Origin of the sequence: Reyranella sp. (assembly GCF_050185545.1) — a bacterium.
In the GTDB taxonomy this organism is placed as follows: Bacteria; Pseudomonadota; Alphaproteobacteria; order Reyranellales; family Reyranellaceae; genus Reyranella.
Genome location: NZ_JBFWZI010000049.1, coordinates 29820 through 44828, shown reverse-complemented (window position 1 = coordinate 44828; position 15009 = coordinate 29820). Strand labels below are relative to the sequence as shown.

Genomic DNA, 15009 nt, shown 5'->3' with positions numbered 1-15009 from the left:
GTTCAGACGGATTTCCGCGGCGGCTTCTGGTCGAAGTCGGCCCATGGCCGCATGGCCGAGCCCGAGTATGCCCGCTCGCTGGCGGAGTGCTACAACAGCTTCCCGCTCTCGACTGGTGACTGGGTGCGCCGGCCGCCCTTCCGCTCGATCGGCTACACGCGCCACGGCGCTCCTGCCCGCCTGATCCCGCTGGCCTCGGAGACCGCCCACTACTACAACATGGAAATGTCGGATGGGCATTTCCGCTTCATCCATGGCTCCACGATCGTGACGGATGCCACCCGCCGGCAGGTTACGTTCGTGTCCACCGACAACCCGGCGGAGATCACCGTGGACGCCGCGCACGGATGGGCGACTGGCGACCAGGTGGTATTCGCCCCGGATGGCGCGTCTGCCTCCGGCGTTGCCGCGCTGACCGCCCGCGTGTTCGTCATCGAAGTGACTGCCACCGACAAGTTCAAGCTCCACGATCTCGTGACCGGGAAGGGCATCAACGGCCTCCTGGTGACGTGGCTGGACACCCTCGTCGTGTACGTCGCCAAAATCACGGATGTGGAAACGCCCTACGTTGGCGACACTTGGCAGGCGGTCAACCGCGTGCAGACCGACAAGGAAGTCCTCACCCTTCACCCGGCCTTCTGGCCGCGGGTCCTCACCTACGACGAGGCGGGCGAGGCGTCGTGGACGAACATCGAGCTGTCCGAGGCCCAATTCAAGGACGGGCCGTACCTGGACCGCCAGGTAGGGTCGGTGGCCACGCCGACCGGAACGTCGGGCATCATCCTTCTCGACTTCGGCTTCGAGGCGTGGGAGAGCACCAAGGCTTACGACGAGGGCAGCTACGTCACCTACAACACGGTGCCGTGGATTTCGCTGCAAACCGAGAACGTCAACAACACTCCGGCGGACGGGTCGGCATATTGGGAGCGGCGCAGCGCGCTCGACTTCCTCCCGAACAAGACCCTCACCACCGCCGACATTGGCCGCCACGTCCGCATGTTCTCCGAGCCCGCCGACTGGAGCAGCGGCACGAGCTACACGGACGGCGACAAGGTAAAGTTCGAGGGCTCCTACTGGTCGGCGATCGCCAGCGTCTCCGGCGACGGCTCTGGCCGGCCGGGCGCGGACCCGACCAAGTGGGTGCCGGCGCCTTCCGCGGCCCGCTGGACGTGGGGCAAGATCGTCTCGATCGCTGGCGGCACGGAAATCCCGGCGGCCGATCAGACTGGCAAGATCGGCAACCTCACCGGGGGCAGCGGGCTCGCCGGCCTCTTCGACGGCAACACCACGTCGGTGGACAAGGCCGGCCCGACCCATCCGGGTACGAGCGCTTTCGCGGGGCTGCAACTCGCCACGCCTACGGAAGTCTCCGGCGGCCACTGTTACCCGGCGCTGTCGAGCGCCAAGACGACGACCGCCGCCAATCGCACCGGGCTCGGCATCGTGGACGACATCCTGGGTGTGTTCGAGAAGCACACTGGCTTTCTCGCCCCTGGCCTGATCTTTGGCCGGCTCTTCGGCGCCCGCGACGTGGGCGGCTCGGCGGGCACCTACACCTTCGCGGTCGGGCAGCGGGCCACCGTCACGATCAACCTCCGCGCCAAGACCGGCGGTGCCCCGTCGAGCGCCAGCGACGGAACGCTGCTGGGATCGAGCGGCGGCATCCCGTATAATCGCGTCACCTCTGCGCCGATCTACGTTGCCTCCAATGACGCCACGTCCACCTGGGACTACGTTTGGTTCGAGGTGCTGATCTCTCTCAACTCCGGCAACAACTCGCAGGCCAAGGTCTGCGCCGCGGAGATGAAGTTCTTTTCGGCCGGCGGGGAGGGTAGCGCGGCCAACGTGCAGGTGCTCGGCAAGGAGCTGCTGTACACGGGCACCGGGATCATCCGCAACTGGCGGCTGGGCCGCTACAACTTCACGGACCCGGAGTTCCCGGTGACGGGTTGCTACGCGGACGGCCGCCTTTGGCTGGCCTCCGGCAAGAACCACTTCGACGCCAGCAAGGCCGGAGAGCCCTTCGTGTTCTCCCCGACCGAAGAGGACGGCACGGTGACGGACGCCAGCGCGATCTCCTACAGCTTCAACTCCGAAGTAAACGCGCCGATCCAGTGGATGCACCCTGGGGATACCGGCATCGTGCTCGGCCTCACGGGCGGCGAGCGGCTGATCTATTCGACCACGCAGCAGCAGATCATCACGCCCACGAACATCAAGGCGGAGCTGAAGACCAGCTATACGTCGTCGCCGGTCCTGCCGGTGCAGGCTCCGATCTCCAGCCTCTTCGTCCACTCCAACGGCCGCGACATCCACGAGTACATGCGCGACGCGTCGAGCGGGCGCTTCGTGGCTCCGCCGCTGACGCAGAAGGCGAAGTCGCTGACTGAAGGCGGCATCATCCAGATCGCCTACCAGCGGGCGCTCACGTCGATGCTGTGGGTCGTCACCGCGGACGGCAAGCTGTCCGGCACGACCTACGAGCGGTCGTACCTTCCCTTCCGCTCTGAGAGCCCCCCGGAGATGAACGGCTGGCACTGGCACGAGCATGGCGGCCCGCGCGACTTCGTGAGCGTGAGCGTTGGCCCGTCGATCGACGGGAGCCCTGTAGAGGCGCCGGTGGTCATCACTCGCGATCGCGAGACGGCCCTGCACCGGATCGAACTCATGGGCGAACTCATGCCCGAGGACAATGACATCTTCGACTGCAACTACCTTGACGGCATGTTCGCGCCGCCGAGCGCCGGCACTGCCAGCGTGGTGCCGCCCTCCGTTGAAGACCCCGAGCACGGCGTTGACGAGGAGGAGCCAGAGCCGGAGCCGGGCAACCTCTATCTCTTTGTCGAGACCACCTGCCCGCTCCCGGTCCCAATCTTCGGAAGTATCCGCGTGAACGCCGTTCCTGGTGGATGGACGCAGGGGTCCGACATCCCGCCGAGCCTGACATGCACCGGCGGCCAGGTGCCCGACTACGACCACGGGGACAGCCCGATCACCATTCCAGCTTCCTCCTCGGGCGGCGCATTCTTCTGCGTCGGCAAGTCCACTCTCGGCGGTGCGCGCATGACGCTCAACCGCTACTACTACTTCAGCGAGCGGGCGACAGACATTATCGCGACCTACTCCCTTGGCGCGCCGGACGACGACTACATCTTCACGGAGGCACCCTAATGGCTGACGCGGTGTACCTGCACGGGCTGGGCGACTTCGACGGCGAGACCCTGGCCGTGTTCTTGGCCGGTCTCGACTGCGGCGACTTCCCCGTGCGCAACGGGCAGATCACCGTGCCGTTCGGCTCCGGCCCGCCAGACGAGAACGGCGACGGCCTCCTGACCGAGCGCTGGCTGACGCAGGTGTCCGCGATGGGCCGGAACTGGGGCCTGAACACGGTCATCCTGAATAATGGCGAGTGGAACGTCCCCTGCGTCATCGGCTACCGCTACGTCAGCCGCGGCCAGCTCCTCCGCCCGCAGGCGCCCGAGACCACTGGCGCCCGCACTGGGCCGGCGTTCGGTAAGCCCCGGCACGTCAGCCAGGTGGCCATGCAGCTCGTCTCGACGCGCGGCCTCAAGGTTGGCACATCGTTCGACCGCCTTTCCCCGGTGCAGTTCATGCGGGACAACGAGGTTGCATACACGCCAACCGAGATGTTCACCGGCATCCTTCGCGATGTCGTGGAGGACGAGAAAGAGTTCGACGGGCAGCTTGCGTGGGAAGTCGAAGGCCCGTATTCTGCGCAGGTTTCCGCCATCGGCGGCTTCATCACGACTGAGGATTAACCATGGCCCTGAACTTCGGAGCTTTCAGCGACATCGGCTCGGGGGTGCAAAGCCTCTTTTCGGCAAAGGGCTCCCGCCAGAATGCGGCGTCGCTCGATGAGGCCGCGCGCCTGACCGAGATCAACGCCCGCATTTCCAAAGCGTCCACCGGCATCCAGCTCGCTGCCACGCAGCGGGACATCTATCGTGTGCTCGGCGGCCAGAGGGCTGACATCGCCGGCGCGGGGTTCTCCATGTCCGGCACGGCGCTCGATCTGGCCGCGGACAGCGCGGCGCAGGGAGCGATCGCCAGGGGCCTCGTCACCACGCAGGGCGCGATCGAGGAGCAGGGCTTCCGCATCCAGGCGCAAAACCTCCGCGCCGAAGCGCAGGCCGCGCGCTCCGCGGCAAAGTCATCGTCCTTCGGCGGCTTCCTGTCGATCGCCACCGGCGTGCTCGGGCTCTTCTCCGACAAGCGCCAGAAAGAGAACATTAAGAAGATCGGCGTCGGCAAGCGCGGGCTCCCGGTCTTCACCTACACCTACAAGGCGGACCCGGAGAAGACCGAGTGGGTCGGCTACATGGCGCAGGATGTCGAGAAGGTGGAGCCCTCCATGGTCATCGACATGGGTGTGAAGTTCATCGACAGCGAGTACGCACCGCAGCGGACAGGGGCTTAGCATGGCGAATATTCGCGAGTACACGTCGCCCGTCACCGGGCTCCAGCCGTCCAACCGCGGGCCGCAGTCCTTCCAAGAACTCGGCGCTGCCCTCCAGCGCAGCGCGCAAGTAAGCGGTGCTGCGATCGGCGGCGCCATTGCCGGCGTCGGCGGGATGCTCGAAGAGCGGCAGAAGCGTCAGGACGACGCCACGTACCAGACCGAAGTCGTGGCCGGCGCCAATGCCTACGGCACCATGATGATGAATGCGTCGGATGAGTGGGACGAAATCCTGCGCAATTCCGACCCCAACGACCCGACTGTGCGCGACCGCTTTCTTGAGGCCATGCAGCCGCGCTTCGATCAGTTCCGCGAGAGCTTCCAGACCGAGAGGGGGCGCCTGTGGGCCGCCGACCGCGTGTCCTCGGGCATCATGTCGCTCTTCAACTCCACCACCGCCGACGTGTCCAATCGGTCGGCGGTTGCCACCGCGCAGAACATAGACGGCTACCTGAACGCCCGCGCGCAGTTCGCGTACCGCAACCCGGAACAGCTCGACCAAGTGCTCGCAGAGACCGGCGACACCGTGGCCGAGATGGTGCGCGCCAGCGCCGTGGGTGGCGTTGTGGCGGCAACGGCGATGACCGAGACCGTGCGCACCGCGCAGGCCATGACGGTCGCGGCTGCGTTCAATGGCATGATCGAAGCGAACCCGGAGCAGTTCCTTCAGGATTACAACGCAGGCGACTTCGAGAAGTATGCCAGCATCCTTGGCCCGGAGCCCTACGCCCAGGCGAAGAATGCCGCCGAGGCGCAGATCGAATACAACAGCCGCGTGGCGTCTGCCAATCGAACGGCCGAGCAGAAAGCCCAGGAAGCGGCCGTTCAGGCAGCGATCGTTGAAACCTACTCCAACCAGATCGGAGAGGATGGCACCCTCACGCTCACCGGCGACTACTGGGAGAGCGTCAAGGCGATCTCCGAGATGCCGGGCGTGAGCCGTGAGGACGTGGCGGCCATGGTCGCCTTTGCGGAGAAGATTGAAGATGGTGGCGCCGCGGCCACGAACGATCCCTATACCTACGACAACTTCGCGTCCCGCATGAACCTCCCGTTGGACGACCCGAACCGGCTAACGCCGGGCGAGGTTTACGCTGCCGGCGCTGCCGGACTGCTCGTCCCCGGCCAGGAGGGCATGGGCCTGTTCCTCGGAGCGATCACTGCGACGGACCCGGCGCAGCGGATGGCGCAGGATCGCTTTGGCCTAGTGATAGAGACCTACCGCTCGACGTTCACGCGCTCCAATCCGCTCTCGGGCATTCTGGATGTGAACGGCGACGTGGAGTGGGGCAAGTTCCGCACGGAGGCACAGACGCTCTTCGACGCCCTCCGCGTCGGCGGCCCCGGCCCCGGCCCGCACAATGTCCCGGTGTCCGAATTGCTAGACCATCGCAGCCCCAACTACATCTTCAGCCAGCTTCAGGTGAATAACCCGATGAGCGCGATCAACAGCGCGATCTCGGGGAACCTTGCGGAAGGCGGGATGCTCGGCACCTTCTCCTGGTCACTGCGCCCGCCGACTGCCGCTGTCGCTCCCGGCTCCGTGGACCCGGCTGCGGCTGTGGGCGGCACTGCTCCGGCGCCTATTGCTCCGGCACCAGTCGTGCCCGCCCGCACCCCCGGAGAGAGCGCGGAAGAGTTCCTGCGCCGTGCCTTCCCGCCCAACGCCGGCCGCGAAGGCGACGGGCGTGGGCAGCGTGATGCCGGCGGCTTCGACACTGCGCCGGCCGCCATGCCCGATCTCCAACCTGGCGCACTGGTTCAGCCGGTGACGCTCGACAGCTTCGCCGCCCACTACAGCGTCAACGCTGACGTGCTGAAGGCCGCCCTGCGGACCCCGGAAGAAACGTATCTGTCGCCGGAGCAGCCCAGCTCCCGACAAGGGGCCACGCCATATGTCAACGGCTCCCTGGCCGTGGCTACCGATCAAACGGAGCGCGTCGTCAATGCCAGCGGCTACGGCGATCGCATCACAGGTTCCATCACGGTCAACGGCAACGTGTACCGCTTCGGCTCGGGCGGCGGCGGGCGAGGCTCGATCCCGTTCGGCACCTACACGGTGCAGCAGTTCACGACAGGCGCACAGCGTGCGCGCCAGGGCTACCGCTTCCGCCGCGATGCCTTCATGCTGTCGGATGCGCGCGATCCCCTGATCCCCAACCAGGCTCCGCGGCAGGGCCTCCTGATCCACTCTTCCAACCAGGGCTACACGGCCGGGTGCATCGGGATCATCGGCGGGGAGGAAGTCTTCCAGCGGTTCATTCAGGACATGCAGGCGGAAATTGGCTCGCACGGTGGCATGGGATCGTTTAAGATCACGGTCGGACCCCCACAGCAGTAGGACACGGCCATGCTTGGATACGAACAGCGCGACGCCCTCAAAGCCGCCGGCTACTCCGCAACCGAAATCCTGCTGTGGGAAGAGGAGCGTCGTCGGGCCTTGACCGAGGGCGGCTTCAGCGACGAGGAGATCGGTCGCTTCTTCGGCGACCCCCAGCCTGCTGACGGGTCGGCCGTGGCGGGCTTCGTTCAAGGCAATATGGACAGCATGACGCCGGAGCAGCGGGTTGCTCTTGGGCAGGGGAAGATCAGCCCGTTTTGGGCGGGCTTCAACGGCGGCCTGACGGGCTACGCACTCACCGGCGGACGGAGCGACGCCATGATGCCGAGCAATCCGTCCTGGTGGGACACCGCCAAGATGGTGTTCGGGCAGTTCCTGTCGGACGCCCCTGTCGCCGTCCCGGCTGCCGTCGTGGGTGCCATTGCGAGCGCCCCCGGTGGCCCGGTTGCGATGGTTGCCGGCGGTGCTGCGGCACAGGGCGCCGCCACTGGAGCGACCCGGCAAATCCTCCGTGAGTTCATCGGCCCCGACAGCCCGGCCGATCCGCAGGACGCGCTCTCGATCGCTGGCCGTATCGCCACCGGCACCGCCATCGAGACGATGACTTCGACAGCGGGAGGCATCGCTGGCGGGTTCGCCGGCCAAGCAGTTACCCGGGTAGTGGGCGGTCGTATCGCAGGCGAGCTTGCAAACATCGCCACCTTCACCGGCACGAGCACGATGGTGGGCGCCGGACTGCACGGCCAGCTCCCCACGCGAGACGACTTCGTGGCTGCTGCTGTGATGGCGCTCGGGGCCGGCGCTGGCTCCATGGCGGCGCGCGGCTGGACCTACACCCGCGAAGGGATGCAGGTGCGCTCCAACCTCGAAGACATCTACGTTCGCACCGGGCTCTCGCCGCAGGAAGCGGTGCAGCGGGCTGCCGCCGATCCCGTGCTCAAGCAGGAAATCCTGGCCCCGGCGACCGAGGACGGCACGCTTGTGACACCGGGGCTCGACGCCATCCGCGTCCCCGATCCTCCGCGCGCCACTGATCCGCGCACTGTGACGGAAGTAAATCCGCAACCGAACAAGCCGACCGTGACGATCGACGGCCAGGAGTACCACTATGCTGATGGGCGCCTTACCACCGAGCCACCTCCGCCTGCCGCTGACGGCACACCCACGCCGACCGTTCGGCCGTCGCTTGAGCAGATGGCTGAAGCTCTTCCTCCCGAGATTGTCGCAAGCGTTCGTGCGCTGGATGAGGCGGTCACTGGTCGCCCTGACTTTGACATTTCGGCAGAGGTTGCGCTGCCCTACAAGTTCGACCCCGGCCTTCCCGCGGCCAATCAGGCGCGCACGCTTCTCGCCAATGGTCTCCGCGTCTTCGGTAACACTCGCGATGCGTTGGTCTCCTACCGACTGGGCGACGACTTCGCGCGAGGCTGGATAAACAGCGGGCGCAAGTTCGAGCGCCTGCCCCTGCCCGTGCAGAAGTACATGCAGACCGCCGAGGCACTGGGGGTGATCGAGAACCAAGGGTATAACGCCGCGCAGGCCAACCGCGTGCTGGAGTTGATGGGCGACCGCAGCGCCAGCGACATGCCGCCTAGCAACAAGGCGATCCTCGAAGGTGAAATCCTGCCGCCGGAGGGCGCTGGCGGGGGCAAGGGCGGCGGTACGCCTCCCGGCGGGCCAGAGATCATCCCGCCAGACCCGAGCCAGCCACGGAGCCTCCCGCCGGGCTTCCAGCTCACGGAAGACATGCTCGCCGCCAAGGTGCTCGACACCGTGGCCCCGGCTGCGCGTCAGCGCCTCCCCGAATGGCTCACGAACCCGCGCCTGATCTTCGCATCGTTCGAGGGCCAGCTTCGTCCGGCCCGCAGCCTCGACGCCGCTCTCGGCCTCTCCAAGAGCCGCGCGCTGAACGTCGAGGATATGTACCGGCAGACCTATGCCTCGAAGGACCGCGCCGCGTACACGGTGCGCCACGGGGCGATCCGCTGGGATGCCGCGGCCGAGCGCGTTGTGCAGACCAGCAACGATAGCTGGATCGCCGGATACAAGGCAGTTAAGGAGGACGGCGGCAACATCGAGGGCTTCCTCGCCTGGCGCCTTGCCGCTCGCCACCAGGAGAAGCTGGCGCAGGGCATCGACATCGCGCCTGGGCTCGAAGCCATGGATACCGCGCGCCTGGTGGAGCTGGGCCGTTCAAAGTACGAGCGCGGGGAAGCGATCCTCCAACGTAATAAGGCGGCGGACATCGACTACGCCCGCGACGCGGAAGTGTTCAGCGCCGATCGCGCCGAAGCGATCAAGGACTTGAACCGGCACCACATCAACTTCTGGCGCGTGGCCGATCCCGACTATGTGCCGCCCCAGCCCGTTGGCAGCGGCGGTGGCTTCCGCACCCGGCAGCCGGTCAAGCGCATCAAGGGCAGCGACCAGCAAATCCAGAACCCGCTCCAGACTGAGTTTGCCAACAAGACGATCATCTTGGCCATGGCTGACCGGAACCGCGCACACCTCTCCCTGCTGGAGAAGCTGACGCGTGCCGTTGCCGGCGACCGCCTGCGTCTCTCCACGCCGCAGAAGGCGGGCCAGCGGATGATCGAAAGCGGCATCCTCGAAGGGGAGCTACTGGACGCGGATGGCACGCCGATCGTGCGCCAAGTCCGCAACGTCTCCTACGACGACATCATCCGTGAAGCCGGCGTGATCCGTGACGAGAACGGCATTCCGCTGGGTAAGGAAGCTCTCGAAGCTCTCGCCCCCCTGCTGGCCGAGCGCGTCTTCAGCCGCAACATGCGAGACAACCAGTTCCTTGTCTTCCGCGACGGTAAGCCCGAGATTTGGGAGGCGATCGACGCCGACGTGGCGCAGATCATCCGCAACTTCATTCCGGGTGAGACCAACTACATCGCCGATCTCATGGCGAAGTTCGCCACCGGCGCCCGCCTCGGCGTCATCGGCGACCCCATCTTCGCCCTGCGTACCACCACCTACGGCCAGCTCTCGATCGTCGCCGCGCCGCACGCCAGCTTCCCGTTCCACGACATGATCCTGGGCGTGATCGACCGCTTCCAGGGCGGCAGGGCTCTCCGCGAATGGGAGCGCAACGGCGGTGCCGGCGCGGCTATGGCCGACATCGAGCACAAGTACGTCGAGAACCAGATCAGCCGGATGTGGGACGAGACGGGGTATGGTGCCAACGTCCCCAACGTCCTCACCCGCTTTGTCATGGACAAGGGGTCGAAGCGCACCGTGGACATGCACCCCTTCGAGGCTGCCTACCGCCTCCTCCATTCGCTCGACGCTCTGGCCCGCACCGGCTACCACGTCCGCGCACAGAAGGCGGGGCTTTCCCCGCTCAAGGCGGCGGCAGAGACCCGCCGGGTCTATCTCGACTACGCCGAGCGCCCGCAGGCCCAGTGGGTCCACACCTGGACCCGCATCGTGCCCTTCATGGGCGCCGGTATGAAGGGTCTTGGTGCCGCGCTTCGAGGAATGCGGGAGCGGCCGGTTGCCTGGGCTCTCAAGATCAGCGCCGCGTTCGTGATCCCGACCGTGCTGAACTACGCGATCAACAAGGCCGCCGACGCGGCGCTGCCCGACCATGAAAAGTACGACAACCTCCCGCAGTGGATGCGCGATCTCTACTGGGTCAGCCCGCCGATCAACGGGGTCCGCTTCAAAATCCGCAAGCCGTGGGAGCTTGGGGCCATTGCCACTGTGACCGAGCGCGCCATGCAGGCGATCTTCTCAGATCAGTCTTTCATGGAGGGTCTGGACGACAGCCTGAAGTCGCAGCTCGTGCCGCCGTGGCAGCCAACGATGGTCACGCCGTTCTTCGAGCACGCGACGAACTTCAACCACGTCTCCGGCCGCTCGCTGGTGCCCGTGTCCATGGAGGAGCTGTCGGGTTACATGCAGTACTACCCCAACACGACAGAGACGGCTAAGGAGCTGGCCCGCTGGCTGGGCAGCCCGAACATGAACATCGCGGATGTGTCCCCGCTCGTGGTGGAGAACTACATCAAGGCGTGGAGCGGCGCCCTCCCGCTCGCTCTCCTGCGGATGTTCAACCCAGGGGAAGGAAAGCCGCCGAAGGAGTTCGCGGATGTTCCGCTCGTGGGCATGTTCTTCGTGCGCAACCCCGGCGCCGGCCAGGAGCTTGATCAGTTCTATCAGGGCGTCCAGCGCCTTCAGACGGCCGCCGCGGACTTCCGCATGGCCCTCCAGCGGCAGAACGTGCAGGAGATCAAGGATGCTGCCCGGCAGGAAGCCTTCATCCGCCTGACCAGCATCCAGAGCGCGATCCGCAACAACCAGGACTTGATCGAGCGCATCTACGCCACCGCGAACATGACCGACGACGAGAAGCGCCTGTGGGCCGACGCGCTCAACCAGCGCATTTTTGTGGCGGCACGTTACGGGAACGCAGTGCTCGGCGCGCTTGACTAGCGGGGAACCCTCGCCTATCCTAGACTTTGGCCCCCGCCCTGGATACGGCCGTTGTCAAGCGGAGACTGGGCTATGGCCGGACCACGACTTACTTCCCGCGGACTTGAAAGCTCGACGGCGGCTGCCGCGACGCTTTCTGCTGTGCAGTGGGCCGCTGCGGCGGGCACTGCCGATGTGGTCACGGCTGCCTTCACACCAAAGCTGACGGCCCTCACGGACGGCCTGACGGTCGGCGTTCGCCATACCCTCTCCAACGCCACGACCACGCCGTCGCTAAACACGGACGGCCTCGGTGCCCATACCATCGTCAAGGGCTACGGCGTGCCTCTGGAGCCCGGCGACATCCCGGCGGAGGCTCTGTACCGCTATCACGCGTCGGACGGCACCTGGGTCTTGATGAACCCGCAGTCGCAGTTCCGCGTCCCGACCGCCGAGTGGGCGGAGGCGACCGGCACGGCCGACGCGATCACCTGCGCCTTCGACCCGACGCTTGGGGAGCTGGACGAGGCGCAGGACGGACTGCTCGTCGGCGTCCGCGCCGGTGCGGCCAATGCCACCACGGCCCCGACGTTCTCCCCCGACACCTTCACCGCCCGCATCATCAAGAAGCTCGGCGCTCAGGCGCTGGCGATCGGGGACATTTACGGCGCCGGCCACGAGATGCTGCTGCGCTTCCACTATGACGCCACGACCCCGTGGTGGGAGCTGCTGAACCCGGCGACCAGCGCGATCGCGGCCGCCGAGCAGCCCAAGAGCAAGTACCTGACTGGCACTGCGGCCGGCACGGACGTGGACACCGCTCAGCCGTGGTTCCCTACCGCGGGTGCTGTCTCCGTGGCCGCAGGCGCCGCCTACAAGTTCAAGGGCCGGCTGTTCCTGACGCGCGCCGCCGGCACCACCAGCCACACGACCGCGATCCTCTTCGGCGGCACCGCAACGATCACGGCGATCAATTACATCGCGAAGGCGAACGAGAACGACGACGGCGCGCTGCTGGAGCACTCGGCCATCAAGGGCGCTGCGGCCACGGCAGTGGTGGTCAAGGCGGCGAGCACGAGCGCGACCGAGGTGACGGTGATCGAGGTGGAGGGCCTTATCGTCATCAATGCCGCCGGCACCCTCATCCCTCAGTTCAAGTACAGCGTCGCTCCTGGTGGCGTTCCAACCGTGGGCATCGGCACGTTCTTCGAACTCCAGCCCCTCACCAGCAATCCAAAGGGGACATGGGCATGAACGAGCATCTAAATCAGGTCCGAGCGGGCATTGATGCGGCGGCGGCGGCCGGGATCGTTGCCGCCCTGGTGGGCTGGCTGCCGGCGATCGCCGCTGCTCTCGGCATTGTCTGGTATCTGATCCAGATTGCCGAGAGCAAGACGGGGCGAGCGGCTATTCAGTGGGTTCGGTCTCGTATCTCCAAGCGATAATGTCAAAACGGTTGGGCAAGCCGTTCCATTCTGTGTCAAAGGCCCACGACCAGTTACCGGCCGGCATTACCGAAGTGGCTCCGCTACGGAACCGCACCTCCACACGCGTCTCTCCAGACACCGGGCCAGCCGGCCAGCGGGCGTGATCGGGTGGCCGCCAGGCCCTCCATGGGTTCGCTTCATCCTCGACCGGAAGACCGGCGCCGGCGTCTGTGTACTCCTCCGCGTCCTCGAACGTGACCGCCCGGTTCCGGTCGGCCTCGATCTCCAGTTGGAGGTAGGCAAGCGCCCGCCACGCCATCATGGCCGAATGCCGCAGCCCCTCCTTGTCGCGCTGCCCGCGCTGGAGGAAGTGCCGGATGATGCAGTCGTCGTGATCCGTGGACTTCTCTCGCGCCCAGTGCAGGGGCTCGCCAGCGTTGTGCTTCTCGTTGCCATGCCACGAGACCTTGGCGATCTCGGCCAAGGCGTCGGGGAAGTAGTCGAGCACGCCGGACGCGATCGGGGTCCGCTTGCGCTCGCCGCTGTCCTCAGACAGCACGGCGCGATTGGAGCCTCGGGACGGCACCAAAGTGGTCAGCGATGGGCCGTTCAGTGCGGGGTTTCCTGTGGACATCTTTCTCTCTCCATGCTGCGAGCTGTTCGGGGTTGAGGCGGGAGCCTTCGTGGATGCTGCGGGGGTCGTCCTCGATCCAGATGTCGGGGACGTATCCGTAGTCTTCCTTCAGGATAGTGTGCTTAGGTTGCCCATCGCAGTAGATCACTGGGCAGCCGATGGAATAGAAGTGGCTTTCCAGCGCCAGTTGGTCGGCGTCTGCGGCACGCAGGGTGACGACCATCACGAGGTGGCCGGCCCGCTGCATGGCAATTATGAAGGCGTCCCACGCCAGCGGGTCCAGTGTGTACGTTCCATCGAAGTCGAGTGCGATGCGCATGGCCGTGCTCCTTTAGAACGTGACCGAGGCGGTGATGACGGCGGCTGCCGCCCAGTAGATTGCCCGTCTCCAATCGCCCTCCACCACCATGTATCCTGCGGAGGCTCCAAGAGCGACGATAATGTTCACTACCGGGAGGGCGTACTTCACTTGCGGGTCTCCCACGTCACCCAGGCAGCTCCGCGGCTTGCGTCGGTGTTGCGCTGGGGCTCCAGGTAGATCGGCCACTGCGCGGTGATCCCGTACTTCGGATGCACGAAGAAGAGGGCCTGGGACGGCCGCGCGTACCGGGCGCGGAGGTAGAGGCGGGCGTACTCGTCGTAGCCCTTCAGCGCCCCGTTGACGATGACCGGCACGGCCTCACCGCGGGGGATGTAACTGTGCCAGTGGCCGATCAGCAGGGTGTCGAAGTCCCGGCCCACCTGGGCCTCGCTGCGGCCTACCTTCATGGTGCCGCGGGCGATCGGCCCGAGCGACCCGATGATGCCGTCGCCGCCCTTGACGCCGAGCGCGTCACCGTGGGTCAGCATGAAGCGGTGGCCGTTGACGGCGAAGTGCGCATCGGCCTCGGACGGGATCAGGAACTGGATGCGCGGATCGTCTCGGAAATGGCGTTCGAGCTGGCAGTACAGGTTCCACTCGTAGCTCTCGAAGACCCGGTGTTTGGCGCGCGGCTTGTGGGTCATGCGGCCATGGTTGCCGACGACGCAGGGGACGAAGACGCGCCCGTAGGTGTTTGCCATGACGGTGAGGGCGGCGATAAGCTGCTCCTGCACCTCCAACAGCGTCACCTGGAGCGGCCCTTCGTTGGTCTCCCGCAGCTCGTCGTGGATGCCGCCGGAGATCATGTCGCCGCCCAGGATCACGACGATGCCGGGGTAGTCGGGGATCGTCATGTGGTTCATGGTCAGGTCGATGGTGGTGTCCACCAACGTCTTCACGCGCTCCTTGGCGATCGCGCGGTTGAACTCGTTGACGCCGCCCACCTCGTCGGCGAAGACGCGCTCGCCCCAGTGCCAGTCGGACCAGAAGACCACCGGCACGCCGGAGGACTTGCCCTTCTTGCCAGACGGCGCCAGCCACGTCGGCGGCGTCGGGGTCTGCGCGGAGAGGCCGTAGATCGTCTCCCTGATCTGCTCCGCGGTCACATTGTCCCGCTTGATGGCGGCCAGCTCGGCAGTGAGCGTCTGCACCTTCGTGCGTAGCTTCGCCTCTTCGGAGGCCCCGGCGCTGCCGAGCTTGCGGCTCTTGGCCTCCGAGACTGCGGCTAGAAGGCTACGGGTGGATACGCCGAGCTGCTGCGCGGCGGCCTTCACCCCGAGGGTTTCGTGGAGCCGCAGGCGCTCGCGGAGTTCGTCGTCGGTCAGCTTTGTGCCTTGTGCCATT

At 66.2% G+C, this 15009-nt stretch carries 10 protein-coding genes; 7 read left to right on the top strand and 3 right to left on the bottom strand.

From position 1 onward, the window contains the following. Positions 1-51 precede the first annotated feature (51 nt). The 7 genes from AB7O82_RS15865 to AB7O82_RS15835 all read left to right on the top strand — a co-directional run bounded on the left by AB7O82_RS15865 (position 52) and on the right by AB7O82_RS15835 (position 12688). The gene (locus AB7O82_RS15865; RefSeq protein WP_428619754.1) at positions 52-3171 is read left to right on the top strand and encodes a hypothetical protein; all 3120 of its coding nucleotides are present in this window, start codon (positions 52-54) and stop codon (positions 3169-3171) included. Beyond that, positions 3171-3779 carry a hypothetical protein gene (locus tag AB7O82_RS15860; RefSeq protein ID WP_428540834.1) on the top strand — a complete coding sequence of 203 codons (609 nt, stop codon included), beginning with the start codon at positions 3171-3173 and terminating at the stop codon, positions 3777-3779. Before AB7O82_RS15865 ends, AB7O82_RS15860 begins: the two co-directional genes overlap by 1 nt. Before the next feature lie 2 nt (positions 3780-3781). Then, a complete protein-coding gene (locus tag AB7O82_RS15855) occupies positions 3782-4438 on the top strand; it encodes a tail fiber domain-containing protein (protein WP_428540831.1) in 657 nt (218 codons plus the stop codon). A gap of 1 nt (position 4439) precedes the next feature. Next, complete coding sequence (locus AB7O82_RS15850) at positions 4440-6818, top strand: hypothetical protein (protein ID WP_428540828.1); 2379 nt, start codon at positions 4440-4442, stop codon at positions 6816-6818. A 9-nt stretch (positions 6819-6827) separates the two neighbouring features. After that, positions 6828-11264, top strand: a complete 4437-nt coding sequence (locus AB7O82_RS15845) for an LPD38 domain-containing protein (RefSeq protein ID WP_428540825.1) — start codon at positions 6828-6830, stop codon at positions 11262-11264. A gap of 72 nt (positions 11265-11336) precedes the next feature. Then, complete coding sequence (locus AB7O82_RS15840; protein WP_428540822.1) at positions 11337-12497, top strand: hypothetical protein; 1161 nt, start codon at positions 11337-11339, stop codon at positions 12495-12497. After that, entirely contained in the window at positions 12494-12688 is a 195-nt protein-coding gene (locus AB7O82_RS15835) for a hypothetical protein (protein ID WP_428540819.1), read from the top strand. Before AB7O82_RS15840 ends, AB7O82_RS15835 begins: the two co-directional genes overlap by 4 nt. On the opposite strand, the gene AB7O82_RS15830 is transcribed toward AB7O82_RS15835, so the two are convergent. The 3 genes from AB7O82_RS15830 to AB7O82_RS15820 all read right to left on the bottom strand — a co-directional run bounded on the left by AB7O82_RS15830 (position 12651) and on the right by AB7O82_RS15820 (position 15008). After that, the gene (locus AB7O82_RS15830; RefSeq protein WP_428540816.1) at positions 12651-13304 is read right to left on the bottom strand and encodes a dATP/dGTP diphosphohydrolase domain-containing protein; all 654 of its coding nucleotides are present in this window, start codon (positions 13302-13304) and stop codon (positions 12651-12653) included. The two genes, AB7O82_RS15835 and AB7O82_RS15830, sit on opposite strands and share 38 nt — an antisense overlap. Continuing rightward, entirely contained in the window at positions 13219-13623 is a 405-nt protein-coding gene (locus AB7O82_RS15825) for a hypothetical protein (RefSeq protein WP_428540813.1), read from the bottom strand. The genes AB7O82_RS15830 and AB7O82_RS15825 overlap by 86 nt, the downstream gene beginning before the upstream one ends. A 146-nt stretch (positions 13624-13769) precedes the next feature. Further along, complete coding sequence (locus AB7O82_RS15820) at positions 13770-15008, bottom strand: hypothetical protein (protein ID WP_428540810.1); 1239 nt, start codon at positions 15006-15008, stop codon at positions 13770-13772. Position 15009 lies beyond the last annotated feature (1 nt).

Coding starts and splice junctions, on each gene's coding strand:
- AB7O82_RS15850 (WP_428540828.1), top strand. CDS start 4,440: ATGGCGAATATTCGCGAGTACACGTCGCCCGTCACCGGGCTCCAGCCG.
- AB7O82_RS15855 (WP_428540831.1), top strand. CDS start 3,782: ATGGCCCTGAACTTCGGAGCTTTCAGCGACATCGGCTCGGGGGTGCAA.
- AB7O82_RS15820 (WP_428540810.1), bottom strand. CDS start 15,008: ATGGCACAAGGCACAAAGCTGACCGACGACGAACTCCGCGAGCGCCTG.
- AB7O82_RS15845 (WP_428540825.1), top strand. CDS start 6,828: ATGCTTGGATACGAACAGCGCGACGCCCTCAAAGCCGCCGGCTACTCC.
- AB7O82_RS15830 (WP_428540816.1), bottom strand. CDS start 13,304: ATGTCCACAGGAAACCCCGCACTGAACGGCCCATCGCTGACCACTTTG.
- AB7O82_RS15865 (WP_428619754.1), top strand. CDS start 52: ATGGCCGAGCCCGAGTATGCCCGCTCGCTGGCGGAGTGCTACAACAGC.
- AB7O82_RS15835 (WP_428540819.1), top strand. CDS start 12,494: ATGAACGAGCATCTAAATCAGGTCCGAGCGGGCATTGATGCGGCGGCG.
- AB7O82_RS15825 (WP_428540813.1), bottom strand. CDS start 13,623: ATGCGCATCGCACTCGACTTCGATGGAACGTACACACTGGACCCGCTG.
- AB7O82_RS15860 (WP_428540834.1), top strand. CDS start 3,171: ATGGCTGACGCGGTGTACCTGCACGGGCTGGGCGACTTCGACGGCGAG.
- AB7O82_RS15840 (WP_428540822.1), top strand. CDS start 11,337: ATGGCCGGACCACGACTTACTTCCCGCGGACTTGAAAGCTCGACGGCG.